Below are 24,071 nucleotides of genomic sequence, written 5' to 3'. Positions count from 1 at the left end.
TGCCGACCACGGTGTGCACCAGGCCCGATTCAGCATCCACACCGATGTGCGCCTTCATCCCGAAGTGCCATTGATTGCCCTTCTTGGTCTGGTGCATCTCGGGATCGCGCTTTCCATCCTTGTTTTTGGTCGAACTTGGCGCGGCAATGATGGTGGCATCCACCACCGTGCCGGTCTTGAGCATCAGGCCTTGCTGGACCAAGGTCGCGTTGATCGCAGCCAGCACCTGGGGCGCCAACTCGTGCTTCTCCAGCAGGTGCCGGAACCGCAGAATGGTCGTCTCGTCAGGCAGTCGCGCGGCACCGTCCAAGCCCACGAAGCGCCGATACAGCGGCCGCTCATGCAACTCCTCTTCCATCGCCGGGTCGCTCAGGTTCCACCACAGTTGCAGGCAGTGGATGCGCAGCATCGTCTCGACCGCAAACGGCGGGCGTCCGCCCAGCGCCTGAGGCGCGCCGCGCGCGTGCGGTTGAATGAGCGCCACCAGCGCGCCCCACGGCACGACCTGGTTCATCTCTTCAAGGAAGACCTCTTTGCGGGTTTTCTTGGGCAGGGGGTCAAGGCCAAGCGTGATCTGATCCATGTCCGTGATCGTCGGTCCTCATCAGGCTCTGCGCCAGTCGGAATGACCAGGGGTTTTGCAGACCTTCCCTAGCGCTTGCGGGATAAGCGCTAGCAGCTTTTTTTGCTTATATGCCTGCGTTGCATGAAAAAAGCCCGCCCCGGGTGGGGGCGGGCTTGGCGTGTCACCGGTCGGCCGAGACTACATGTTCTGCGGCAGTGCGGTCACGATGCTCGGGAAGAACCACAGAATCACCAGGGCCAGCACCATCAGCAGGAAGTAGGGCGCGCAGACCTTGGCAATGTAGGTGATCTGCTTGCCCGTCATGCTCTGCAGCACGAACAGGTTGAAGCCCACCGGGGGCGTGATTTGGGCGGTTTCCACGGTGATCACCAGGAAAATGCCGAACCACAGCGGGTCAATGCCGGCGGCCTGGATGATGGGCAGCACCACGCTCATGGTGAGCACGATGGTCGAGATGCCGTCCAGGAAGCAGCTGATCACGATGTAGAACAGCCCCAGCACAATGATCAGCATGCCGGGCGAGAGGTTCAGGCTGCCCACAAACTCGGCCAGCTGGCGTGGCAGGCCGATGTAGCCCATGGCGAGGGTCATGAACGCCGCGCCGGCCAGGATCAGGGCGATCATGCAGTACAGCCGGGTGGCGCCAAACAGCGACGCCTTGAAGCTGTCCCAGGTCAGCGCCCCTTGCCAGGCCGACAGCACCAGCGCACCAACCACGCCAATGGCCGCAGCCTCGGTGGCCGTCGCAATGCCGCTGTAGATGCTGGCGATCACGCTGACGATGAGCAGCACCACCGGGATCAGGTGGCGCGCTTCGTGGATTTTTTCCATGAAGCTCAGCTGCTTGTCCGACTTCGGCACCTTGTCCGGGTTCAGCAGCGCCCACACCATGATCCAGCCGCTGAACAGCACCGCCAGCATCAGGCCTGGCAGCACGCCGGCCATGAACAGCTTGGAGATCGACAGCTCGGCTGACACGCCGTACACGATCAGGATGATCGAGGGCGGAATCAGCAGCCCCAGGGTGGCCGGGCCGCCCAGCGAGCCGATGATCTGCGCCTCCGTGTAGCCGCGCTTGCGCAGCTCGGGCACATTCATCTTGCCCACGGTGGCACAGGTGGCGGCCGACGAACCGGAGACCGAAGCAAAAATGGTGCAGCCGATCACGTTGGTGTGCAGCAGGCGTCCTGGCAGGGCATTGACCCACGGGGCCAGGCCACGGAACATGCTCTCTGACAGGTTGGTGCGGTACAGGATCTCGCCCATCCACACGAACAGCGGCAGGGCCGTCAGCGTCCAGCTGCTGGAGGCGCCCCAGATGCTGATGGCCATGGCATCGCCGGCGGCACGCGCCGTGAAGAAGGCCATGCCGAACCAGGCCACGCCCGCAAGGGTCAGGCCCACCCAGACGCCGCCGCTGAGCAGCACCAGCAGCACCACCATCAGCATCACGCTGGCAAAAATTTCACTCATGGTGTGCATCCTTCACATCAGGGGCCTTGCGCTGGCCCAGCAGCTCCAGCACCAGTTCGTCGCAGAAGGCGATGAAGAACACCAAGGTGCCCAGCGCCATGAAAACCTGTGGAATCCACATCGGCGTGGCATCAATACCCACGGAGATGTCGTCAATCTCCCAGGACTGCCAGGTCAGGTGGGCGGAGTAAAACGCCAGAAAGCCCGACAGCACGGTGGCAATGCCCAGAGCAATGACTTCGGCCGCCTTGAGGGCGCGGCCCTTGAGCATGCCCAGCACCAGGGTCACGCGGATGTGTTCACCCTGCTTCAGGGTATTGGACAGGGCCATGAAGCCCGCGCCGGCCATGGCATAGCCCGCATAGGCGTCGGTGCCCGGCGCAGAAAAGCCGAACAGGCGGCTGAGGACGGTGAGCAGCACCATCACCAGCACCCCGACCATGCAAATACCCGCGAGCCAGGCGCTCGCGGCGTACAACGTATCAAGCATTTTGCGCATGCAATCGCTCCGTGGCCGCGCCTGAGCGCGCGGCCTGGATAAAGGAAAAGGCGGTGCAGCCGCTGTGCATTCGCGCAGGCGGCTGCAGGGGGGCCTGGATTACTTGGCAGCCTTGAACGCGTCGAGCACGGCCTTGCCGTCCGCACCCGCCTTCTCGGTCCACTCCTTCACCACGGTCTCGCCGACCTTGGCCAGTTCGGCCTTCAACTGGGCCGAGGGCTGTTCCACGCTCATGCCGCCCTGTTTGAGGGTTTCCAGGGCACGGGCATCGACTTCGCGCGAGGCCTTCCAGCCACGCTCTTCCGCCGCCGCTGCGGCCTGGAGCACGGCGTCTTGCTCGGGCTTGCTCAGGGCATTGAACACCTTCTTGTTCACCACCACGGCGTTTTTCGGAATCCACGCCTGCACGTTGTAGTAGTACTTCAGGTTCTCGAACAGCTTGTTGTCGGCGCCGGTGGCGCTGGAGGTGATCAGCCCTTCGATCACGCCCGTGGCCAGGGCCTGGGACAGTTCGGCCTCCTGGATGGTGACGGGCTGTGCGCCCACCAGTTCACCAATGCGGGCGGTCGTGGGCGAGTACACGCGCCACTTCATGCCCTTGAGGTCGGCAATGGAGTTGATGGGCTTCTTGGTGTAGATGCCCTGGGGCGGCCACGCCACGGCGTACAGCAGCACTTGCCCTTGCTTGTCCAGCAGCTTTTGCAGCTGGGGCTTTTGGGCTTGGTACAGCTTGTAAGCCTCGTCGTAGTTGGCGGCCAGGAACGGCAGGCCATCGGCGCCAAAAATGGGGGCTTCGTTCTGGAAGCTCACCATGAAGAACTCGCCCATCTGTGCATTGCCCGTTTGCACGGCACGCTTGATTTCGGGCATCTTGAACAGCGAGGCACCCAGGTGCAGGGTGATCTTGAGCTTGCCTTGGGTGGCGGCATCCACGTCCTTCGCGAACTGCTCATTGTTCTTGGAGTGGAAGTTGAACGCCGGGTAGGCCGTGGCGAAGTCCCACTTGGTCTGGGCAAAGGCGCTGCCCGCAAAGCCGATACCAGCGACCAGAGCGGCGGTGGCACAGAGGATGCGACGTTTCATGATGGCTCCTAAAGAAGAGAAATGGAAGTGGCCGGCGGCGGTGTGTTCGCCGAGCGCGTGATTGCAACGCAATTCGCGTGCCAAAAGTACCACTGTTCTCAACAAAGAACCACTAGGGATTTCAACAATACAACTTCTTTGTAGGTGTTGTAGCTTCGCATTGTTCTATTTGAAATTACAGATTGTTCAACCATACTTGGTGCATTGTTCGATTTATGCACCACACTGGTGAAGCCATGCACCTGAAAGCGTCACTGCACCTGTCGCGCATAGACCGCCAGCACCATGCGCTCCGACTGCACGAGGTAGGCCTCCAGCTCCCGTGCGGCGGCGCTGGTCTGCCCGTCCATGAACAGCTGCAACAGCCGGGCGTTGTGCTCGACGTAGGGCGCGTGCAGGTATTCGGGGTCGTCCAGCAAGCCGAAGGCCAGCCGCAGCTCGGCCGCAATGTCCTCGTACATGGCCGACAGGCGCTCGCTGTCGCTCAGGGCCACGATGGCGGCGTGAAAAGCCATGTTGGCCGACCCCACGCGCTGCCAGTCGCGTGCCTCGCGCGCAGCCGCGGCGTCTTCCACCGCCTGGCGCATGCGCTTGTGCGCGGGGTGCAGGGGCCAGGCCTTTTCCAGGGCCTGGCATTCGATCAGGCGGCGCACGCGGTAGATGTCGATGATGTCGGCAATCGACGGGGTGACGACCGACACGCCCCGGTTGGGCTCGTGGCGCAGCAGGCCTTCTTTGATGAGCGTGCGGAACACCTCGCGCAGCGTGTTGCGCGAAATATCCAGCTGCTGGCTCAGCGCTGCCTCCGACAGGTGCTGGCCTGCGCGCAACTGCCCGTGGATGAGCTGCTGGCGGATCGTGTCGGCCACGGTGTCGGTCAGGCTGGTCGGCTCGGTACGGGTAGGAAAGTGCCTTGGTTGCATGGCGTGGGCGTCTCTTGGTAAGAAATTTGCTTTTGATTGTTCAACAATCAATGGGGTCATTAGAGAAACGAGGATACAAGAATGGACATCAACAGCGATCTTGGCGAGAGCTTCGGCGCCTGGCGCATGGGCGACGACGCCGCCATGCTCGGCATCGTTACCAGTGCCAACGTGGCCTGCGGCTTCCATGCGGGCGACCCTGCCGGCATTTTGGAAACCCTGCGCGCCGCAGCGCAGCGTGGCGTGGCCGTGGGCGCCCACGTGGCGTACCCCGACCTGGTGGGTTTTGGCCGCCGCAACATGGACCCCACCAGCCAGGAGCTGGTGGCCGACGTGATTTACCAGATTGGCTCCCTGCAAGGGCTGGCAGCCGCCGCAGGCACGCGTGTGCGCTACGTCAAACCGCACGGCGCGCTGTACAACACCATCGCCCAGGACGAGCGCCAGGCCAACGACGTGATCACCGCGCTGCTGGCGGTGGACCCGAGCGTGACGCTGATGGCGCTGGCGGGCGCGCCCCTGATTGGCTGGGCGCGTGCGCGCGGGCTGCGGGTGGTGGCCGAGGCCTTTGCCGACCGGGCCTACAACGACGACGGCTCGCTGGTTTCGCGCCGCCTGCCTGGCGCCGTGCTGCACGACGCCGATGCCATTGCCGAGCGCATGCTGCGCCTGGTGCAAACCGGGGAGGTGGAGTCGATCACCGGCCGCAGCGTGCCGGTGCAGGCGGACTCGATCTGCGTCCACGGCGACAGCCCTGGCGCCGTGGAGATGGCGCGGCGCATCCGTGCCCGGCTGGAGCAGGCCGGTGTGGCGCTGCGCCCTTTTGTGGATTGACCTGTAATGTCCATGCGTTTCTTGCCCGCCAGTGACAACGCTTTGCTGGTAGAGCTGCCCGATCTGGTCCACACCATGGCGCTGCACCGCGTGCTGGCCGACCAGCCCATCGCGGGTGTACTGGAGGTGGTGCCGGCGGCCCGCACCCTGCTGGTGACTTACCAGCGCGCGGCCCTGGCGCTGCCGGACCTGGTGGCAGCGCTGCGTGCACGCGCCGCGGTGGCCAATGCCCAGGCGGGCGTGGCCGATGCCGCGCCCGGCCGCCTGGTCGAAATTCCGGTGCACTACAACGGCGAAGACCTGCCCACCGTGGCCGAACTGCTCGGCATTTCGGTGCGGGAGGTGATCGACCGCCACACCGGCCAGCCTTGGCAGGCGGCCTTTGCCGGTTTCGCGCCGGGCTTTGTCTACCTGGCGGGGGGGCATCCCAGCTTCCAACTGCCGCGCCGCAGCTCGCCGCGCACGCGCGTACCGGCCGGCTCGGTGGCGCTGGCGGGCGACTTCAGTGCGGTGTACCCCGCTGCCAGCCCGGGGGGGTGGCAGCTCATTGGCGTGACCGAGGTGCCCATGTGGGACCTGCAACGCCCCGAGCCCGCCTACGTGCAGCCGGGCTTTCGCGTGCAGTTCCGCGACGCCAGCGCACCCGGCGTGCACATCAGCCTGCCCGCGCGGCGTGAATCCGAGCCTAATCAGCCTCCAGCGCTTTCAGGGCAAGCGCCAGCAGCTATTGAAATCGTAGCTACTGGCCTGCAAACCCTGGTGCAGGACGGCGGCCGCCACGGCATGGCGGGCCTGGGTGTGTCGCCCTCGGGGGCGCTGGACATGGCCTCCTTGCGTGCGGCCAATCGCCTGGTGGGCAACCCGGTGGGCCAGTGTGTGCTGGAGAACCTGCTGGGCGGGCTGCAACTGCGCTGCCATGGCCGGGCCACGCTGGCGGTGACGGGCGCAGCCGTGCCGCTGACCTTGCGCGCGGCCGACGGCCGCCAATGGCCCGTGCCCAGCCACGCCTGTGTGGCACTGGACGATGGCGACACGCTGCTCGTCGGCGCGCCGCGCGCCGGCGTGCGCAGCTACGTGGCCGTGCGCGGCGGCTGGCAGGTGGCGCCGGTGCTGGGCAGCTGCGCCACGGACACCCTGGCCCACATTGGCCCTGACGCCCTGCAGGCCGGGCAGCGCCTGGCCGTGGGCGGCGCGGTGCCCGCCCACGCCCTGCAAGCCGTGCAGGCGGTTGCCGAGCCGCTGCCGCAGTGGCCCCGCGCGGGTGACGAGGTGGTGCTGGATGTAGTGCTGGGCCCGCGCACCGACTGGTTCGCCCCCGAGGCACTGACGCTGCTGACGCAGCAGCCCTGGCGCGTCACTCCCCAGTCCAACCGCGTCGGCATGCGCCTGGAAGGGGCGCAGCCCCTGCCGCGCAGCGTGGCGCGCGAGTTGCCCAGCGAGGGCACGGTGACCGGTGCCATCCAGGTGCCCATCAACGGCCAGCCCGTGCTGTTCCTGGCCGACCATCCCCTGACCGGGGGCTACCCCGTGATCGGCGCCGTGGCCAGCCACCACCTGGGCCTGGCGGCCCAGATTCCGGTGGGCTGCAGCGTGCGCTTCCGAGTAATTGCCCCTTTTTTTGAGCAGGTTTCCCCATGATTCCCCAAGTTTTGACCGCCCGCCGATCCTTTGCACCGCAGGAGATGTCCGCATGATCACCAAAGTCTTGATCGCCAACCGGGGCGAAAACGGCCGCATCGCGGGCGTTTCTCCACATCGCCATGCTTGCGCAGCAGGTGGCGGTCTCGCCCCCCGATCCTTTGCACCGCAGGAGTTGTTCGCATGATCTCCAAAGTTCTGATCGCCAACCGGGGCGAAAACGGCCGCATCGCGGGCGTTTCTCCACATCGCCATGCCTGCGCAGCAGGTGGCGGTCTCGCCCCCCGATCCTTTGCACCGCAGGAGTTGTTCGCATGATCTCCAAAGTTCTGATCGCCAACCGGGGCGAGATCGCCATCCGCGTGGCCCGCGCCTGCCGTGACTACGGTGTGCGCTCTGTCGCCGTCTACGCCGACCCCGATGCCGATGCCCTGCACGTGCAGGCGGCCGACGAGGCCTGGGCGCTGGAGGGCGTGCGCCCCGGCGAAACCTACCTCGACATCGCCAAGCTGCTGGACGTGGCACGGCGCAGCGGCGCCGACGCCGTGCACCCGGGCTATGGCTTTCTGTCCGAGCGCGAGGACTTTGCGCGCGCCGTGATCGGCGCGGGGCTGACCTGGATCGGCCCGCGCCCCGAAACCATCGAGTCGCTGGGCGACAAGGTGGCGGCGCGCAAGATCGCGCTGCAGGTGGGGGCGCCGCTCGTCGCCGGCACGGCCGAGCCGGTGCAAAGCGCGGATGAGGTGCTCGCCTTCGCGCGGCAGCACGGCCTGCCCGTGGCCATCAAGGCCGCATTCGGTGGCGGTGGGCGCGGACTCAAGGTGGCCTGGCAGATGGACGAGGTGGCCGAGCTGTACGAGTCCGCCGTGCGCGAGGCCACGGCTGCGTTTGGCCGGGGCGAGTGCTTTTTGGAACAGTTCCTGGACCGGCCGCGCCACATCGAGGCGCAAATCCTGGCCGACCAGCACGGCAACGTGGTGGTGGTGGGCACGCGCGACTGCTCGCTGCAGCGGCGCAACCAAAAGCTGGTGGAAGAAGCCCCGGCGCCGTTCCTGAGCGACGACCAGCGCGCGCAGATCCACCAGGCCGCGCGCGCCATCTGCGCGGCGGCGGGCTACGTCAGCGCGGGTACGGTGGAGTTTTTGCTCAGCCGCAGTGGGCAAATTTCCTTCCTGGAGGTGAACACGCGCCTGCAGGTGGAGCACCCGGTGACCGAAGAAACCACGGGCGTGGACCTGGTGCTGGAGCAACTGCGCGTGGCCGATGGCCTGCCGCTGTCGTTCACCGAAACGCCGCCGGTGCGCGGCCACAGCATCGAATTCCGCATCAACGCCGAAGACCCCGGCCGCGGCTACCTGCCTACGCCGGGGCGCATCCAGCGCTTTGATGCGCCCAGCGGCCCCGGCGTGCGCCTGGACACGGGCGTGGCCAGTGGCTCCAGCATTCCGGGCAGCTTCGATTCGCTCATGGCCAAACTCATCGTCACCGGCGCCACGCGCGAACAGGCGCTGGCGCGGGCGCGGCGTGCGCTGCAGGAGTTCCGCATTGAGGGCGTGGCGTCAGTGCTGCCCTTCCACCGCGCGGTGGTGCAGGATGCGGCCTTTACCGCGCAGGACGGTTTTGGCGTGCACACCCGCTGGATTGAAACCGAAATGGCAGCGCGTTTCGACAGCGCCGCGCGCCCCGAGGCGGAGGCCGAAGGCGCGCTGCTGCGCACCTACCTGGAGATTGACGGCAAGCGCGTGCGCCTGGGCCTGCCCGCGGGCTTGGGCCTGCAGCTGGGGGGCGCGGCCACTCCCGTGGCGGCGGCACCGGCAGCAGCCGCTGCGGCGCCGGGCGATGTGCTGGCGCCGCTGACCGGCAGCCTCGTCGCCTGGCACAAGCACAGTGGTGCGCTGGTGCAGGCCGGCGAGGTGGTGGCGGTGGTGGAGGCCATGAAGATGGAAACCGCCGTGACTGCGCCGCGCGCCGGGCGCCTGGAATGCCTGGCCGCCGTGGGTGCCACGCTCACTGCCGGGCAGTGCTTAGGGCGCGTGGTGGCGGTGGGCGACACGGCTGCCTGAGTTCGTCACCGTCCCCAGTGGGGAGTCGCTGAGGGCGGCTGTGCGGCTGGCCAGTGCCGCGCAGCGCGCAGCCAGGGCATTGCCCCGGGGTATTCGTGATGCAAAAAGCCCCTGGCAGCGCAAGCTGCCAGGGGCTTTGTTGTGAGAGCGGTCACGCCCCGGTCATTGGGGGCGGGTGCTGCCTGGCGCCGCTGCGGGGGTGACGTGCACATACACCTCCCCTTGCTTGACCATGCCCAGCTCGCTGCGCGCTTTTTCCTCCACCATGTCCAGGCCTTCCTTGAGGTCCTGCACTTCGGAGGCCAGGCGCGTGTTTTCCTGCCGCGCTTTGGCGTTGGCTGCCTGCTGGGTGGCGATGGCGTGCTGCAGATCCTGCACATGGTGGATGCTGCCGCGCCCGGTCCACAACTGGGCGTGGATGGCCACCAACAAGGCCAGCAGCACCAGCGGAACGAGGCGGGACACCATGGCAGTCGGTCGAATGCCGCTTAGCGCAGGTTGTAGAAGGCTGCGCGGCCAGGGTACTCGGCCACGTCGCCCAGGTCTTCCTCGATGCGCAGCAGCTGGTTGTACTTGGCGATGCGGTCCGAGCGGCTCAAGCTGCCGGTCTTGATCTGGCCGGCGTTCAGGCCCACGGCGATGTCGGCAATGGTCGAGTCTTCGGTTTCGCCCGAGCGGTGGCTGATCACGGCGGTGTAGCCAGCGCGCTTGGCCATTTCGATGGCGGCAAACGTTTCGGTCAGCGTACCGATTTGGTTGATCTTGATGAGGATGGAGTTGGCAATGTTCTTCTCAATGCCTTCCTTCAGGATCTTGGTGTTGGTCACGAACAGGTCGTCACCCACCAGCTGCACCTTCTGGCCCAGGCGCTCGGTCAGCAGCTTCCAGCCGTCCCAGTCGCCCTCGGCCATGCCGTCTTCGATGGAAATGATGGGGTACTTGTCCACCCAGGTGGCGAGCATGTCGGTCCATTGCTGGGCCGTCAGCTGCAGGCCGCCTTCGCCTTCGAGCACGTACTTGCCGTCCTTGTAGAACTCGCTGGCAGCGCAGTCCAGGCCCAGCACGATCTGCTCGCCCGCGGTGTAGCCGGCCTTGTCGATGGCTTCCAGGATCAGCTGGATGGCGGCTTCATGGTTTTCCACGGAAGGCGCGAAACCGCCTTCGTCGCCCACGGCGGTGCTCATGCCCTTGTCGTGGATGATCTTCTTGAGGGCGTGGAACACCTCGGCACCCCAGCGCAGGGCTTCGCGGAAGCTCGGTGCGCCCACGGGGATGATCATGAACTCTTGCAGGTCCAGCGTGTTGTTGGCGTGGGCGCCGCCGTTGATGACGTTCATCATCGGCACGGGCAACTGGCAGCCGTTCATGCCGCCGAAGTAGCGGTACAGCGGCAGGCCGGCTTCTTCAGCGGCGGCGCGGGCCACGGCCATGGAGACCGCCAGCATGGCGTTGGCGCCCAGGCGGCTCTTGTTGTCGGTGCCGTCCAGGTCGATCAGGGTCTTGTCGAGGAAGGCCTGCTCAGAGGCATCCAGGCCCAGCACGGCTTCGCTGATCTCGGTGTTGATGTGCTCCACGGCCTTGAGCACGCCCTTGCCCAGGTAACGGGCCTTGTCGCCGTCACGCAGCTCAATGGCTTCGCGCGAACCGGTGGAGGCACCCGACGGCACGGCGGCGCGGCCCATCACGCCCGATTCGAGCAGCACGTCGCATTCGACGGTGGGGTTGCCGCGGCTGTCCAGCACTTCGCGGCCTACGATGTCAACGATGGCACTCATGGTCTTCCTTTGATGCGGGTTTCAGATTCTTTGTCGTCAGATCAGGCGCCAGCCCTTTGCTGGCATGCGCTAGCAGCTATCGAAATGAAAGCATTCAGGCGTCGAAACGGTCTTCGAGGAAGCCGTTCCTCTTGGTGATGGCGTCCAGCTGCAGCAGGGTTTCGAGCAGTGCGCGCATGTGCTTGAGCGGCACGGCATTGGGCCCGTCGGACAGGGCGTTGCGCGGATCCGGGTGGGTTTCCATGAACAGGCCGGCCACACCCACGGCCACGGCGGCGCGCGAGAGCACGGGCACCATCTCGCGCATGCCGCCACTGCTGGTGCCCTGGCCGCCCGGCAACTGCACGCTGTGGGTGGCGTCGTACACCACGGGCGCGCCCGTTTCGCGCATGATGGCCAGGCTGCGCATGTCGCTCACCAGGTTGTTGTAGCCAAAGCTGGCGCCGCGCTCGCAGGCCATGAAGTTGTCTTCGGGCAGGCCCTTCTCGCGCGCGGCGGCGCGGGCCTTGTCGATGACGTTCTTCATGTCGTGCGGGGCCAGGAACTGGCCCTTCTTGATGTTCACCGGCTTGCCGGATTGCGCCACGGCGTGGATGAAATCGGTTTGCCGGCACAGGAACGCCGGGGTCTGCAGCACGTCAACCACGGCGGCCACGTGCGGCACTTCGGCTTCGGTGTGCACGTCGGTCAGCACGGGAACCTGCAGCGTCTTCTTCACCTTGGCCAGAATCTCCAGGCCTTTTTCCATGCCGGGGCCGCGAAAGCTGGTGCCGCTGGAGCGGTTCGCCTTGTCGAAGCTGCTTTTGAAGATGAACGGAATGCCCAGGGAGGCGGTGATCTCCTTGAGCTGGCCGGCCACATCCATCTGCAGCTGTTCGGACTCGACCACACACGGGCCAGCGATGAGGAAAAAGGGCCGGTCGAGACCGATGTCTAAGCCGCAGAGTTTCATGGGTCAGGCCTTTTTCTGGTGCACGATGGCCGCCTTGACGAAGGCGTTGAACAGCGGGTGGCCGTTCCAGGGCGTGGATTTGAACTCGGGGTGGAACTGCACGCCGATGTACCAGGGGTGCACGGTTTGCGGCAGCTCGACGATCTCGGTGAGCTGCTCGCGCTGCGTCAGCGCCGAGATCACCAGGCCCGCTGCGCGCAACTGGTCCAGGTACTGGGTGTTGGCTTCGTAGCGGTGGCGGTGGCGCTCGGTCACCACGTCGCCGTAGATGGCGTGCGCCAGCGTGCCGGGCTGCACGTCGGAGGACTGTGCGCCCAGGCGCATGGTGCCGCCGAGGTCGGAGTTGGCGTCGCGTGTCTTGATGGTGCCGTCGGCGTCTTTCCACTCGGTGATCAGTGCGATCACCGGGTGCTTCGTTGCCGGGTCGAACTCGGTGGAGTTGGCGTCCGCCAGGCCCGCCACGTGGCGGGCGTATTCGATGGTGGCGACCTGCATGCCCAGGCAGATGCCCAGGTAGGGCACCTTGTGCTCACGCGCATAGCGCGCGGTGGCGATTTTGCCCTCCACACCGCGCGAGCCGAAGCCGCCGGGCACCAGGATGGCGTCGTAGGCGTTCAGCTGCTGCGCCGCGTTGGCGTCGGTGATGGTCTCGGAATCGACGTGGTCGATCTTCACGCGCACATGGCTTTGCATGCCAGCGTGCTTGAGCGCTTCGTTGACCGACTTGTAAGCGTCGGACAGCTCGACGTACTTGCCCACCATGGCGATCTTGACTTCGCCCTGCGGGTGCTCTGTCTCATGCACCAGCGCGTCCCAGCGCTTGAGGTTGGTGGGCGGGGTGTTCAGGCGCAGCTTGTCGCAGATCAGGCCGTCCAGGCCCTGCTCGTGCAGCATGCGCGGCACCTTGTAGATGGTGTCCACGTCCCACATGGAAATCACACCCCACTCGGGCACGTTGGTGAACAGGGAGATCTTTTCCTTCTCCTCGTCGGGCACCTGGTGCTGGGCGCGGCACAGCAGCGCGTCGGGCTGGATGCCGATCTCGCGCAACTTCTGCACCGTGTGCTGCGTCGGCTTGGTCTTGAGCTCGCCCGCCGTGGCGATGTACGGCAGATAGGTCAGGTGCACGAAGGCGGCGTTGTTCGGGCCCAGGCGCAGGCTCATCTGGCGCACCGCTTCGAGGAAGGGCAGCGACTCGATGTCGCCCACGGTGCCGCCGACTTCGCAAATGGCGACATCCACCGCGTCGGGCGTGCCGATGCCGGCGCCGCGGCGCACGAATTCCTGGATTTCGTTGGTGACGTGGGGAATGACCTGCACGGTCTTGCCCAGGTAGTCGCCTCGGCGCTCTTTTTCCAGGACGCTTTGGTAGATGCGGCCGGTGGTGAAGTTGTTGGCCTGCTTCATGCGCGTTTCGATGAAACGCTCGTAGTGGCCCAGGTCGAGGTCGGTTTCGGCGCCGTCGTCGGTCACGAAAACCTCACCATGCTGGAACGGAGACATGGTGCCCGGGTCCACGTTGATGTACGGGTCGAGCTTGATGAGGGTGACTTTGAGACCCCGCGATTCGAGGATCGCGGCAAGGGAGGCTGAGGCGATTCCCTTGCCCAGGGAAGACACCACACCGCCGGTGACGAAGACGAATTTGGTCATGTCTTTGATGGTGGTGGGAAATTGTGATTATAAAGTCCGCCCCGGCCATGGCCCATGCCCATAGCGAGCTTGGCCCCGCACGGCGTCTGCTAAATTGCGCGCCCATGAATGAACTGCAAGGCAAACACATCGTCCTGGGCCTGAGCGGCGGCGTGGCCTGCTACAAGAGCGCCGAGCTGACCCGGCTGCTCATCAAGGCCGGGGCCAGCGTGCAGGTGGTGATGACCGAGGCCGCCGCCCAGTTCATCACGCCCGTGACCATGCAGGCCCTGTCGGGGCGGCCGGTCTACGGCTCGCAGTGGGACGCGCGCGCGCCCAACAACATGCCCCACATCAACCTCAGCCGCGAGGCCGACGCGATCCTCATCGCGCCGTGCAGCGCCGACTTCATCGCGCGCCTGGTGCAGGGGCGTGCCGATGAACTGCTCTCGCTGCTGTGCCTGGCGCGGCCGACGGAGCGGGTGCCCTTGCTCATCGCTCCGGCCATGAACCGCGAAATGTGGGCGCACCCCGCCACCCAGCGCAACCTGGCCCAGGTGGCGCAGGACGGTGCCACCGTGCTCGGCGTAGGCCATGGGGCGCAGGCCTGCGGTGAAACCGGCGACGGCCGCATGCTGGAGCCACCGGAGCTGCTCGATGAACTCATCGCCTTCTTCGCGCCCAAGCACCTCGCAGGCCAGCGCGTGCTGGTCACGGCGGGCCCAACGTTCGAGGCCATCGACCCGGTGCGCGGTATCACCAACCTCTCCAGCGGCAAGATGGGCTTTGCCATTGCCCGTGCTGCGCAGGAGGCAGGCGCCGACGTGACCCTGGTGGCCGGCCCGGTGCACCTGCCCACGCCGCGCGGCGTGCGCCGCATTGACGTGCAATCGGCGCAAAACATGCTCGAAGCCGTTGCCCAACAAGCGCCAGAAGCTACTGTTTTTATAGCAACGGCGGCGGTAGCCGACTGGCGCCCGGCCAGCAGCGCCGAGCACAAGATCAAGAAGGACGGCAGCGGCCAGGTGCCTCAGCTCGCCTTCGTGGAGAACCCCGACATCCTCGCCACCGTCGCGCAGTCGGAGCGTGCCCGCGCGGGCCAGTTGTTCTGCGTGGGCTTTGCCGCCGAGAGCGAGAACCTGCTGGCCCACGCCCAGGCCAAGCGTGCGCGCAAGGGCGTGCCGCTGCTGGTGGGCAACATTGGCCCCGCCACCTTCGGCCAGGACGACAACGCCCTGCTGCTGGTGGACGCGCACGGCCACCGCGAGCTGCCGCGCGCCAGCAAGCGCCAGTTGGCGCAGCAGCTCATTGCCGACATTGCGCAGCGCCTGGAATCCAGCATCCCCTGAGGCGCATCGCGCCTTCTCCCACTCTCTCACTGTGCGTGGCAGGGGCGCTACCTGTGCCTGGGCCGCGCCAGTGCCATGCGCTGCGGGTGGCACGCAGCGATGAATAACGAAAATGCACTTATGAAAATCGACGTCAAGATCCTCGACCCGCGCATGGCGGAACAGCTTCCCGCCTACGCCACGCCCGGCAGCGCCGGCCTGGATTTGCGCGCCTGCCTGGACGCGCCGCTCACGCTGGAGCCGAACGCCTGGCAGCTCGTGCCCACGGGCATTGCCATCTATTTGAAAGACCCCGGCTATGCCGCGTTGATCCTGCCGCGCTCGGGCCTGGGCCACAAGCACGGCATCGTGCTGGGCAACCTGGTGGGCCTGATCGACAGCGACTACCAGGGCCAGCTCATGGTGAGCGCCTGGAACCGCAGCAGCACGGCCTTTACCCTGCAGCCCATGGAGCGGCTGGCGCAACTGGTCATCGTGCCGGTGGTGCAGGCACAGTTCAATGTGGTCAGCGAGTTTCCTGCCAGTGAGCGTGGTGAGGGCGGCTACGGCTCCACCGGCAAGCACTAAACAGGCGCTCAGACTCCCCAGCGCTCGCGCAGCGCCGCGCCGAACGCGGGCGAGCCGCTGAGCGTGAGCGTCACCGTGGTCAGCCCGCCGCCGGGTGCGCCCTCAAGGTCCAGCGTGCCCGCGCCATAGCGCGCGTGCAGCGGTTGGCCTGCCTCGTCCTGCGCCTGCAGGTCGTAATCCCAGTCGCCGCCGTCTTCGCACGGCCCCTGGCGGCCCGCGAACGCTGCATGCGCCCATGCCAGCAGCTGCGCCAGCTCGGCACGCAGCGCAGGCATGCGCTCGGGCCGCACGGCGGCCATGGCGTCCCAGGTGCCGTTGCCGTCAAAGTCTTCGCTGTAGTCGAAATCGAGGTAGTCCAGTGCCATGGCGCGGCATTGTCCGGCATGAAAGGCAACGCCGGACAAGTCCGCGCGTGTCGCGTATCCCTGGATTGGGGCGGTCGGCCGCGTTGCCAATCCTCGCCATGGCTACGGCTGCTACGGCTAGGGCTGCCGTTTACGCCTGGCATCCCATGCCAAGCATCCCATGCCAAACCAGGGCACGTGCCATCGCGGCGACTTGTTCAGCGTCGTCCTACACTCTGCGCACTTTTTCCAGGAGAACACCGCCGATGCTGCTGCAGATGCATGACCTTGCTTTTGCCTACCCGGGCTGCCCGCTGTGGGCGCACTGGTCGCACGCCTGGGGCCCTGGTGTGGCGCTGGTGCGCGGCGGCGATGGCGCGGGCAAGACCACGCTGCTGCGCCTGCTGGCCGGGCAGCTTGCGCCCACGCAGGGGAGGCTGCTGCTGCAGGGCGTGGATGCCGCAGCGCAGCCCGAGGCCTACCGCCGCCAGGTTTTCTGGATCGACCCGCGTTTGCCTGGCCTGCCCGCACACGACGGCCAGACCCCGGCGCAGTGGCTGCAGAGCCTGCCTGCGCACTGTCCGCAGTGGAGCGATGCCGCGCTGCAGGCACATGTGCAGGGCTGGAGCCTGGCGCAGCACCTGGACAAGCCGTTTCACGCCCTTTCCAGCGGCACCCAGCGCAAGATCTTCATGGCTACGGCCCTGGCCAGTGGCGCGCCGCTGACGCTGATCGACGAGCCCATTGCCGCGCTGGACAAACCCTCCATTCAGTACCTGCAGCAGGCGCTGGCACAGTGCGCAGGTGCACCGGCGCGGCTGGTGCTGGTGGCGCACTACGAGAGTCTGCCCGGTGTGCCCTGGGATGCGGTGGCAGATGTGCCGCAGTAAGCGTGTAGAAAACGGGTGGCGGCGTGAAAGCTGGCGCTTAGTCTTTTTGGGCGATGGACGCAGTCCCGGGGCCTTCCTAGACTGCGCACCACTTTGGTGAAGCGCGCGCAAGCTCGCACAGAAGCGACTGGTGCAAGCCACCAGCGCTTCCCGATGAACTTCGCAGAGGCCGCCTTCGGTACCGGGGGCGCTACGGTGACATGGCATTCATTGAATTCGACACCCGCAACCATTTCCCGCACGAACGCGCGGACGCCGCGCGCGAAACCTGTGCTGCCATGGCCAACATGGCGCCCGACATCGTGGATGACGGCAACCTCAGCCTGTCCATGCGCATCCGCCTGTTGCCCGGCGTCGCCGTGGCTGCGGTCGAGTGTTCGCCCCTGAGCGTCAGCCGCAGCGACCGCCAGCTTGGCGATGGCAATGACGACATGCTGTTGTTTCTCAACCCCGGCAGCCCGCTGGAACAACGCGCCGGCGCGGACTGGATGGTGCGCCAGCGCGGGCTGGGGCATCGCGGCGAGATCGTCTGCACCCCCAACTCTGGCTGCTTCGCACTCAATGAGCGGGCAGGGCGCTCGGAGTTCTACAGCCCCCTGTCAAAGTGCCTGCTCATCGCCTTCCCGCGCCAACGCTTGTTGCCCGATGTGGCCGACGTCGACCGTGCCCTGCGCCAGCCGCTCTCCGACACCTTGCCCCTGCGGCTGCTGATCCAGCAGGCGCTGGAGCTGACACGGTCTGCCAGCCCCGGCGATGCCAGCGATGCCGAGCGCCTGCGCCTCAGCGATCAACTGCTGGATCTCGGCGCCCTGGCCCTGGGCGCCACGCCCCGGGCGCGGGCACGCGCCAGCGCGCGTGGCCTGCGGCAGGCGCGGCTCAAGGCGATCCAGGCCGATCTGCGCGTGCACGCCTGGCGTGGCGACCTGTCGCTGGAATGGGTGGCCACGCGCCACGGCATATCCGCCCGCTACGTGCGCGCGCTGTTCGAGCAGGAGGGCACCGCCTTCAGTGACTACCTGCTGGAGCTGCGCCTGCAACGGGCCTTCGACCACCTGACCAACCCCCGGCACGCACGCAGCACAGTGAGCGCCATTGCGTATGACGCGGGCTTCAACAACCTCTCCTGGTTCTACCGGGCCTTCAAGCAACGCTTTGCCGCCGCGCCTGGCGATGTGCGGCAGCAGCACACCGAAACGGCACAGGCATAACCCTGGCCTGAAGCACCGACTGCCCCTTTTTTGATAGCTGCCAGCGCTTGTCCAGCAAGCGCTGGCAGCTATTTTTTTGCCCATTTCCACCCCCGTGTGCGCGGGCGCAGCTGGGCGGGGCACCTCCGGTTCGCACCGATTTCCTGTTCCACGCAATGTGCCGCGCAGTGGCGCTCAGTGGAGGCGCTTTGCGCGGCATCCGCATAGCCTCGCCGGTATGACTGCACAGGGCTGCACCGTGCCGACGGCCCGGTCGGTCAGGGGCTGCGCTGATTGCCAGCCCTGACATCTCCCCACCCGTACTGAACAAACTCCACCAGCGACCTAAAAATGAAGAGACCCCTGAACACCCACCTGTTCCAACGCCCAGCCCGCTGGGGCGTTTTACCGCTTCTGGCGCTGGCCCTGACCGCCTGTGGCGGTGGCAGTGAAGAGTCCGCCATCTTCCAGCCCGGCGAGGTGGTGACCTTTGCCGCCACCCTGCCCGATGGCAGCACGCAGGAAAGCCACTACCTGATGCACGGCGTCACCGCCGACGGCGATTTGCTGGTGGATGACGTCTCCGAAAAGATGTCGGTTGGCCCCCGCAAGCGGCCGCCGCTGGCCGGTGTGCTGGTGGCGCTGCCGCTGGAGTCGGGCGATTCCCTGCAGGGCGATACCCCCCGGCTTGCCTCATTGCGCGTTTTCTACAAGCAGCTATGGCAGGGCATTGCCGAACGCCGCAACGACGGATCGGATATCGCCGCCGAAATTGGCGCCTATGAAACCGATGTGGGAGCGCTGTACGAAGATTTTCAGGTCTCGGGTTTTTTCAGCGTGAAGGACTATGTGACCTTTTACGAGCAAGTGGGCGAAAACCCGTATTTCGACGAACAGGAATGGGTTGAAGAAGAACTGGTGGAGTTTTTCTACCGCACGGGATGGGCCCAGGGGAATTGGGTGCGGGCGCTCGAGCGCCTCAGTCCGGGGCTCACTTGGCCGGACTTTTTGAATGTGATGGCCTCGCGTAAAGACAGCTTCGCCAGCCTGCTGCATCTGTGGCACGAGCTGAATTGGCGCAGACAGGTCCCGATCACCATGGACGAATTCATTGGCCGCTACGTCGGCCGATCCAAAGCCGCTTCACTTGATAACGTTGCCAAAGCCGATGCTTCGCAGGACACCGGGGCAGAAAAATTCTTTGTGACCAACAAATCGTGGGGTGTCCGGATCAATTCGAGCGAGCAATCCTCGGTCGCCATTTTGTCGAGTCAGGATACCAATATCTCGAATTACCACCGCGTGGGAGAGAAAAAAGAGATATGCCCTACCAAACTTTCCATCCGGGGGCGCCTGGGCGTTGCGCAGGCAGACCTTGAATGGAAAATGAAATACACCGAAGAGAAACACGCCAGTCTGCCGGGGACTTTTCTCTCGTCCTTCGGTATGGATGTCTTTCGTGCCGTGGGATATGAAGGCGAGATCCGTGAAGTGGATGACCCCAATGGCGGCTTCTACCAAACGGGGGGCACTGCGTTCTTCAATCGGCAGTTGATCAAGAGCCTGAGCGTCAATATGGAGATCAAGGATCTCAAGAATATTGGCACAGAAGCGGCACCGCGCCCCGGTTTCACGGCCCGGGTCAAGGTCACGCCGAGCTTCATCTTCAATTCGCCCTGGGTGCGTACCTGCGAGGTGAAGTGAATGTCGCAACTCCTCTCGCAAAAAGTGATGCGCTGCGCGCGCAAGGCGGCGCCCGCCTGTCTGACCGTATGGGCACTGGCCCTGGCCGCCTGCGGTGGCAGTGATGGCACCAGCCCGCCCGACCCGCTGCAGCCCTACCGCGCGCAGGTCGTGCAATGGACGGAATGCGACCCCGGCATTCTGGGCCATCCCAGCGACGCCATGAACGCGCTGCGCGGCAGCCAGCGGCTGCGCTGCGCCCTGGTGCGCGCGCCGCTCGACTGGGGCAACCCCGCGCATGGCGATATCACCCTTGCGGTCATGCGCCTGGCAGCGGGCAAGCCCGAGGCACGGCGCGGCGCGCTGCTGTTCAACCCGGGCGGCCCCGGTGTGGATGGCCTGAACCTTACCTTCCGCCTGTGGGATGCGTTCGCTGGCAGCAGCCCCGCCGACGCGCAAGGCGCACGGCAGCTGCGCCTGCTGGATGAATACGACATGGTGGGCTTTTCGCCCCGGGGCGTGGGTGCGAGCACGCAACTGCAGTGCGGCACCAACGAGCCGAGCCGTTTCGTCGACTACAGCGTGACCGGGTGGGATACCCCTGGCAACCTGGCCAACGTGCACTACAACGGCCGCAAGACCGCCGAGGCCTGCCAGAAGAACCCGCTCACGCCCCACATCAGCACCGAGGCCATGGCGCGCGACATGGACTTGCTGCGCAGCCTGCTCGGCGACGACAAGCTCAATTACGTTGGCTACTCCTACGGCTCCTGGCTGGGTGCCTGGTACGCAGGCCTGTTCCCCGACAAAGTGGGCCGCATGGTGCTCGACAGCGTGATGGACTTTGGCGTCACCATGGAGCAGGCGCTGCTGCACGCGCAGCCGCCTGCGCGCCAGCGCCTGTTCGACGAGGTGCTGGCCCCTTACGCTGCACGCCATGCGGACTATTTCAGGCTGGGCACCAGCGCTGCCGAGGTGCGCGCCGCCGTCCAGGCCCTGAGCCCCAGCGTGCAGGCCGTGCTGGGCGAAGCCCTCAGCGGCCTGAGCTACTTCCGCGTCGACGCCAATGGCTACCTGGAGCGCATCACCGTGGCCCAGGGGCTGGATGCGGTGCGCCAGCAGGTGCCCGGCCTGGACGACCCCGACGCCGTAAAGGCCGCACTGGCCCGGCACGTGTTCGACCCCGCCATCCCCGCGCGCGACGCCTTTCTGCGCCAATTGGCGTGGCAGCAGTTCTACCCTGCTTACGTCAGCACGTGGCTGGCGCCCCCGCAGCGCATCGCCCTGGATAGCCTGGCAGCGGCCGGTGCAGCCGTGCGCTGCAACGATACGCCCGCCATCACCGACCTGGCCCAATGGACTGCCACGGTGCGCGGCCTGGCCGACAAGGCGCCGTGGTACTTCGGCGGCCTGCTGGCCAACCACGCCTGCGCCTTCTGGCAACGGCCCAGTGTGGCAAAGCCCAGTCTGCAGACGCTCCAGCCGCTTGATGTGCTGTTCGTGCAGTCGCAGTACGACGGCGCCACCCCCAGCGACGGGGCCAACGCCTTCTTCACCCAACTGCCTCGCGCCCGCCGCGTGTTCGTACCCGGTGATTACCAGCACGGCGTCTATCCCTACACCGACACCTGCGTCGATCCGCTGGTCACCAGTTACCTGCTGGGCGAGCCGCCCGCGCAGCGCGACACCGTCTGCCCTGCGCATGCGCTGGAGCGCGACGCGCTGCTGCAGGCGCAGTCCAAGTCCAGCAGTGCGCCCGCGGCCTACCTGGATCCGCAGAAGGCCCGCGCGCTGATCGACGCATTCAAGCGGGGCCTGCAGGGTGACGGGCGTGGCTGGTAGTTCGGTGCTGGCTGGCTTGCAAGCCAAATTGGCTTCCAGCGCTTGATGCAAGCGCGCAAGCAGCTATCAAAAAGAAAGTGAAATCCGCATGAGCATGCGCATGAACAAGACCCGTCTGGGCGCTCTCGCGCCCCTGATCCTGGCCCTGGCGGCCTGCGGTGGCGGCAGCGGCGATGGGCCGGCCGTCTTCCCACCCGGCGAGGTGCTGACCTTTGCCGCCACCTTGGACGACGGCAGCACGCAGGAAACCCGCTACCTGGTGCACGCCGTAACGGCCGATGGCGATTTGCTGGCGGGCGAATCCACCGCCAAGCTCAGTCCCCACCGGCCGCCCCTGGCCAGCGTGCGCGTGGCCCTGCCGCTGGAGGCGGGGGACACCCCGCAGGACAACGCGGCCCGGTTGGCCGCGCTGCGCGACTTTTACAAGCAGCTGTGGCAGGGCATTGCCGAGCGCCGCAATGACGGATCGGACATCGCCGCCGAAATCGGCGCATTTGAATCCGACGTGGGCGTGCTGTACGACGATTACCGGCAATCGGAATTCGCCAGCGTGAAGGACTACGTGGCGTTTTACGAGCAGGTGGGCGAAAACCCGTATTTCGATGCGCAGGAATCGGTGGAAGAGGAATTGGTGCAGTTCTTCGCCCAGACCGGCTGGAGCCAGGGCGCCTGGCTGCGGGCACTGCAAGCCCAGAATACCGACTGGCCGCGCTTTCTTGCGCTGATGGCGCAGCGCGGCGATAGCTTTGCCAGTTTGCTGCATCAATACAAGACGGGAAATTCCAGTGGGCTGGATGATTTTGTCGCGGGCTACGTGAATTCGCCTCGAATCAAAATACAAACCAAGGCCAATCCTTGGAAGCAGGTGGATGGTTTCTATATCCGCAATCCATCATGGATGTTCTGGATGGGAGATTTCCCATCGACTTCTTCCGCTCCCGGAGCAAGGGAGGCATCCATCATTTCCCCAGCCGATGTCCATCCATATACCTACCAGGTCACCAGTTGGGATAACGAAAGCTGCCCAACTAAGGTGCATTTGAGTGGGCGGGCCAATGTATTGCATGCCTTTCTGGCTTATTACGTTGTGCTGGAAGTGGCGAATCAGAGCAGACAGCCCATGGGAGTCTGGGTGCCCAGGGTGGCCATAGACGTTCTGGGCGTCGATAAGCCCGACGGCGGAATGCACAACCTGATTGCCAAAAACATTGAAGGCGCAGCTGAAATCACCGATGTGAAAAACGTGGGAACGGCAGAGCGGCCGCAACCTCGATTCAACGTCGTGACAAAGTTGAAAATTCCGCGTCTCTATAACTCCAAGGTCTGGAAAATCACCCATGCCATAGACCTGGACGCATGGCCTATTTGCTCCACCTTGTCCAAATAAAAAAGGCATCTTTATGAAAATCGGAATGCGATATGGTGCGGCTTTCTCGGCGCTCCTGACCCTCGCCGCCTGCGGCGGCGGCGATGAAGCGCAGACTTTCCGGCCCGGCGAGGTATTGACCTTTTCCATGAGCACGCAGGACGGCGGCACGCAGGAGAGCCACTACCTGGTGCATGGCGTGACGGCAGACGGCGACTTGCTGACTGACAAAGCAGCCTCGCACCCCGTGCCCGGCTCCCTGGTGGCGCTGCCGCTGGAGCCGGGTGCACCCTCCGGGGCCGAAAACTCCCGGCTTGCCGAATTGCGCACTTTTTACAAGCAGCTGTGGCAAGGTATTGCCGAGCGCCGCAATGACGGCTCGGACGTCGCCGCCGAAATAGGCGCCTTTGAAACCGACGTGGGCGCGCTGTACGACGATTACCGGCAATCGGAATTTGCCAGCGTGAAGGACTACGTGGCGTTTTACGAGCAGGTGGGCGAAAACCCGTATTTCGATGCGCAGGAATCGGTGGAAGAGGAATTGGTGCAATTCTTCGCCCAGACCGGCTGGAGCCAGGGCGCCTGGCTGCGGGCGCTGCAAGCCCAGAATACCGACTGGCCGCGCTTTCTTGCGCTGATGGCGCAGCGCGGTGATAGCTTTGCCGGTTTGCTGCATCAATACAAGACAGGAAATTCCAGCGGGCTGGAAGATTTTGTCGCGCACTACGTGAATTCGCCATTCATCACCGAGAGGCAGTCGCAGGTGAAAAAAGCGCCGTGGCCTGGCGCTTCGGATTTTCACGTTGTCAACCCTTCATGGAAATTCTGGATCAAGAACGATTCAGGAACCGTGCGCCAGGAAGGAGAAAGGTATGCGTCCATTCTCTCATTCATCGATAGGCAGCCGTGGCGTTATCCCGTCAGTGCGCAATACAAGGGCGCCTGCCCCACTCGGGTGCATGTTCATGGCCGCGCCAATGTGCTGCACGCCTTTCTGTCGTATGAAATACATCTCGACGTTTCGGAAAATCAAGGCTATCCGTGGGGAACGTGGCTGCCCAAAGTGGGGGTGGAAGTCATGGATGTCGATAAGCCCAATTTTCTCCACGGCGGGGTGGGCAACCACATCATCGGCGCAGCCGAGATTACCAATCTGGAAAATTCCGGAACAGAGGAGCGGCCCAAGCCACGATTCAACATCGTGACCAAGCTGAGTATTCCAAAGATATTGAATGCCAAGGTCTGGAAGACAACCCACACGATTGATCTCGATACGCGCGGTATTTGCAAAACCCTGCCCTCCAAATGATGCGGCGCCATGCATTGCAGCCGCCACAAAATGCCCCGCATCGTCAAAAAAGGGGCGGCCTTGCCAGGGGCCCTGG

Annotated in this window: 23 protein-coding genes; 13 read left to right on the top strand and 10 right to left on the bottom strand. The window is 65.2% G+C overall.

Annotated features, from left to right (window positions below):
• The 5 genes from BN2503_RS02155 to BN2503_RS02135 form a co-directional block, all read right to left on the bottom strand.
• On the bottom strand, nt 1-583 hold a 583-nt coding region (locus tag BN2503_RS02155; protein WP_148639732.1), incomplete at its 3' end, for an IS5 family transposase.
• Between the two features lie 180 nt (nt 584-763).
• On the bottom strand, nt 764-2,059 hold the full coding sequence (locus BN2503_RS02150; RefSeq protein WP_054255005.1) for a TRAP transporter large permease: 1,296 nt from the start codon (nt 2,057-2,059) through the stop codon (nt 764-766).
• Nucleotides 2,052-2,558: a TRAP transporter small permease gene (locus tag BN2503_RS02145; RefSeq protein WP_054254992.1), complete on the bottom strand. Its 507-nt coding sequence runs from the start codon at nt 2,556-2,558 to the stop codon at nt 2,052-2,054. Before BN2503_RS02145 ends, BN2503_RS02150 begins: the two co-directional genes overlap by 8 nt.
• A 99-nt stretch (nt 2,559-2,657) precedes the next feature.
• Nucleotides 2,658-3,641 carry a TRAP transporter substrate-binding protein gene (locus BN2503_RS02140; RefSeq protein WP_054254991.1) on the bottom strand — a complete coding sequence of 328 codons (984 nt, stop codon included), beginning with the start codon at nt 3,639-3,641 and terminating at the stop codon, nt 2,658-2,660.
• 251 nt (nt 3,642-3,892) lie between these two features.
• A complete protein-coding gene (locus tag BN2503_RS02135) occupies nt 3,893-4,564 on the bottom strand; it encodes a GntR family transcriptional regulator (protein ID WP_054254990.1) in 672 nt (223 codons plus the stop codon).
• An 81-nt stretch (nt 4,565-4,645) separates the two neighbouring features.
• Here BN2503_RS02135 and BN2503_RS02130 point away from each other — a divergent pair, with 81 nt between their 5' ends.
• The 5 genes from BN2503_RS02130 to BN2503_RS02120 are packed head-to-tail and all read left to right on the top strand — an operon-like array spanning nt 4,646 to nt 9,099.
• Nucleotides 4,646-5,398 (top strand): LamB/YcsF family protein, encoded by a 753-nt coding sequence (locus tag BN2503_RS02130; RefSeq protein ID WP_054254989.1) that lies wholly within the window; start codon nt 4,646-4,648, stop codon nt 5,396-5,398.
• Between the two features lie 12 nt (nt 5,399-5,410).
• Nucleotides 5,411-7,036 carry a 5-oxoprolinase subunit B/C family protein gene (locus tag BN2503_RS02125; RefSeq protein ID WP_054255004.1) on the top strand — a complete coding sequence of 542 codons (1,626 nt, stop codon included), beginning with the start codon at nt 5,411-5,413 and terminating at the stop codon, nt 7,034-7,036.
• Between the two features lie 52 nt (nt 7,037-7,088).
• Nucleotides 7,089-7,223 (top strand): hypothetical protein, encoded by a 135-nt coding sequence (locus BN2503_RS21215; protein WP_267887029.1) that lies wholly within the window; start codon nt 7,089-7,091, stop codon nt 7,221-7,223.
• Nucleotides 7,220-7,354 carry a hypothetical protein gene (locus tag BN2503_RS21210; protein ID WP_267887028.1) on the top strand — a complete coding sequence of 45 codons (135 nt, stop codon included), beginning with the start codon at nt 7,220-7,222 and terminating at the stop codon, nt 7,352-7,354. The genes BN2503_RS21215 and BN2503_RS21210 overlap by 4 nt, the downstream gene beginning before the upstream one ends.
• Nucleotides 7,354-9,099 carry an acetyl/propionyl/methylcrotonyl-CoA carboxylase subunit alpha gene (locus BN2503_RS02120; RefSeq protein WP_054255003.1) on the top strand — a complete coding sequence of 582 codons (1,746 nt, stop codon included), beginning with the start codon at nt 7,354-7,356 and terminating at the stop codon, nt 9,097-9,099. Before BN2503_RS21210 ends, BN2503_RS02120 begins: the two co-directional genes overlap by 1 nt.
• Nucleotides 9,100-9,261: 162 nt before the next feature.
• Here the strand turns inward: BN2503_RS02120 and ftsB are convergent, their stop codons facing one another.
• The 4 genes from ftsB to pyrG all read right to left on the bottom strand — a co-directional run bounded on the left by ftsB (nt 9,262) and on the right by pyrG (nt 13,479).
• Entirely contained in the window at nt 9,262-9,567 is a 306-nt protein-coding gene (gene ftsB, locus BN2503_RS02115; RefSeq protein ID WP_054254988.1) for a cell division protein FtsB, read from the bottom strand.
• Nucleotides 9,568-9,587: 20 nt separating this feature from the next.
• Nucleotides 9,588-10,874, bottom strand: coding sequence for a phosphopyruvate hydratase (gene eno / locus BN2503_RS02110; RefSeq protein ID WP_054254987.1), 1,287 nt, complete (start codon nt 10,872-10,874; stop codon nt 9,588-9,590).
• A 94-nt stretch (nt 10,875-10,968) separates the two neighbouring features.
• Nucleotides 10,969-11,826, bottom strand: a complete 858-nt coding sequence (gene kdsA / locus BN2503_RS02105) for a 3-deoxy-8-phosphooctulonate synthase (protein ID WP_054254986.1) — start codon at nt 11,824-11,826, stop codon at nt 10,969-10,971.
• Between the two features lie 3 nt (nt 11,827-11,829).
• A complete protein-coding gene (gene pyrG / locus BN2503_RS02100) occupies nt 11,830-13,479 on the bottom strand; it encodes a CTP synthase (RefSeq protein WP_054254985.1) in 1,650 nt (549 codons plus the stop codon).
• A 104-nt stretch (nt 13,480-13,583) separates the two neighbouring features.
• Between pyrG and coaBC the strand changes: the two genes are divergently transcribed.
• Nucleotides 13,584-14,807 carry a bifunctional phosphopantothenoylcysteine decarboxylase/phosphopantothenate--cysteine ligase CoaBC gene (gene coaBC, locus BN2503_RS02095; protein WP_054254984.1) on the top strand — a complete coding sequence of 408 codons (1,224 nt, stop codon included), beginning with the start codon at nt 13,584-13,586 and terminating at the stop codon, nt 14,805-14,807.
• Nucleotides 14,808-14,927: 120 nt separating this feature from the next.
• Complete coding sequence (gene dut / locus BN2503_RS02090) at nt 14,928-15,374, top strand: dUTP diphosphatase (RefSeq protein ID WP_054254983.1); 447 nt, start codon at nt 14,928-14,930, stop codon at nt 15,372-15,374.
• Nucleotides 15,375-15,382: 8 nt separating this feature from the next.
• Here dut and BN2503_RS02085 read toward each other — a convergent pair whose 3' ends face one another.
• Nucleotides 15,383-15,739 carry a hypothetical protein gene (locus BN2503_RS02085; RefSeq protein ID WP_054254982.1) on the bottom strand — a complete coding sequence of 119 codons (357 nt, stop codon included), beginning with the start codon at nt 15,737-15,739 and terminating at the stop codon, nt 15,383-15,385.
• A 257-nt stretch (nt 15,740-15,996) separates the two neighbouring features.
• Between BN2503_RS02085 and BN2503_RS02080 the strand changes: the two genes are divergently transcribed.
• The 6 genes from BN2503_RS02080 to BN2503_RS02055 all read left to right on the top strand — a co-directional run bounded on the left by BN2503_RS02080 (nt 15,997) and on the right by BN2503_RS02055 (nt 23,995).
• Nucleotides 15,997-16,608: an ABC transporter ATP-binding protein gene (locus BN2503_RS02080; RefSeq protein ID WP_233494986.1), complete on the top strand. Its 612-nt coding sequence runs from the start codon at nt 15,997-15,999 to the stop codon at nt 16,606-16,608.
• Between the two features lie 200 nt (nt 16,609-16,808).
• Complete coding sequence (locus BN2503_RS02075) at nt 16,809-17,816, top strand: helix-turn-helix transcriptional regulator (RefSeq protein WP_054254980.1); 1,008 nt, start codon at nt 16,809-16,811, stop codon at nt 17,814-17,816.
• A 330-nt stretch (nt 17,817-18,146) separates the two neighbouring features.
• A complete protein-coding gene (locus BN2503_RS02070) occupies nt 18,147-19,499 on the top strand; it encodes a hypothetical protein (RefSeq protein WP_054254979.1) in 1,353 nt (450 codons plus the stop codon).
• On the top strand, nt 19,500-21,320 hold the full coding sequence (locus tag BN2503_RS02065) for an alpha/beta fold hydrolase (RefSeq protein ID WP_054254978.1): 1,821 nt from the start codon (nt 19,500-19,502) through the stop codon (nt 21,318-21,320).
• 100 nt (nt 21,321-21,420) lie between these two features.
• Entirely contained in the window at nt 21,421-22,707 is a 1,287-nt protein-coding gene (locus tag BN2503_RS02060; RefSeq protein WP_139235363.1) for a hypothetical protein, read from the top strand.
• 13 nt (nt 22,708-22,720) lie between these two features.
• Nucleotides 22,721-23,995 carry a hypothetical protein gene (locus BN2503_RS02055; protein ID WP_054254976.1) on the top strand — a complete coding sequence of 425 codons (1,275 nt, stop codon included), beginning with the start codon at nt 22,721-22,723 and terminating at the stop codon, nt 23,993-23,995.
• The last annotated feature ends 76 nt before the right edge of the window (nt 23,996-24,071 follow it).

It is taken from the genome of Paenacidovorax caeni, assembly GCF_001298675.1.
GTDB classification, from domain to species: Bacteria; Pseudomonadota; Gammaproteobacteria; order Burkholderiales; family Burkholderiaceae_C; genus Paenacidovorax; species Paenacidovorax caeni.
This window is presented reverse-complemented; position numbering and strand designations above follow the sequence as displayed.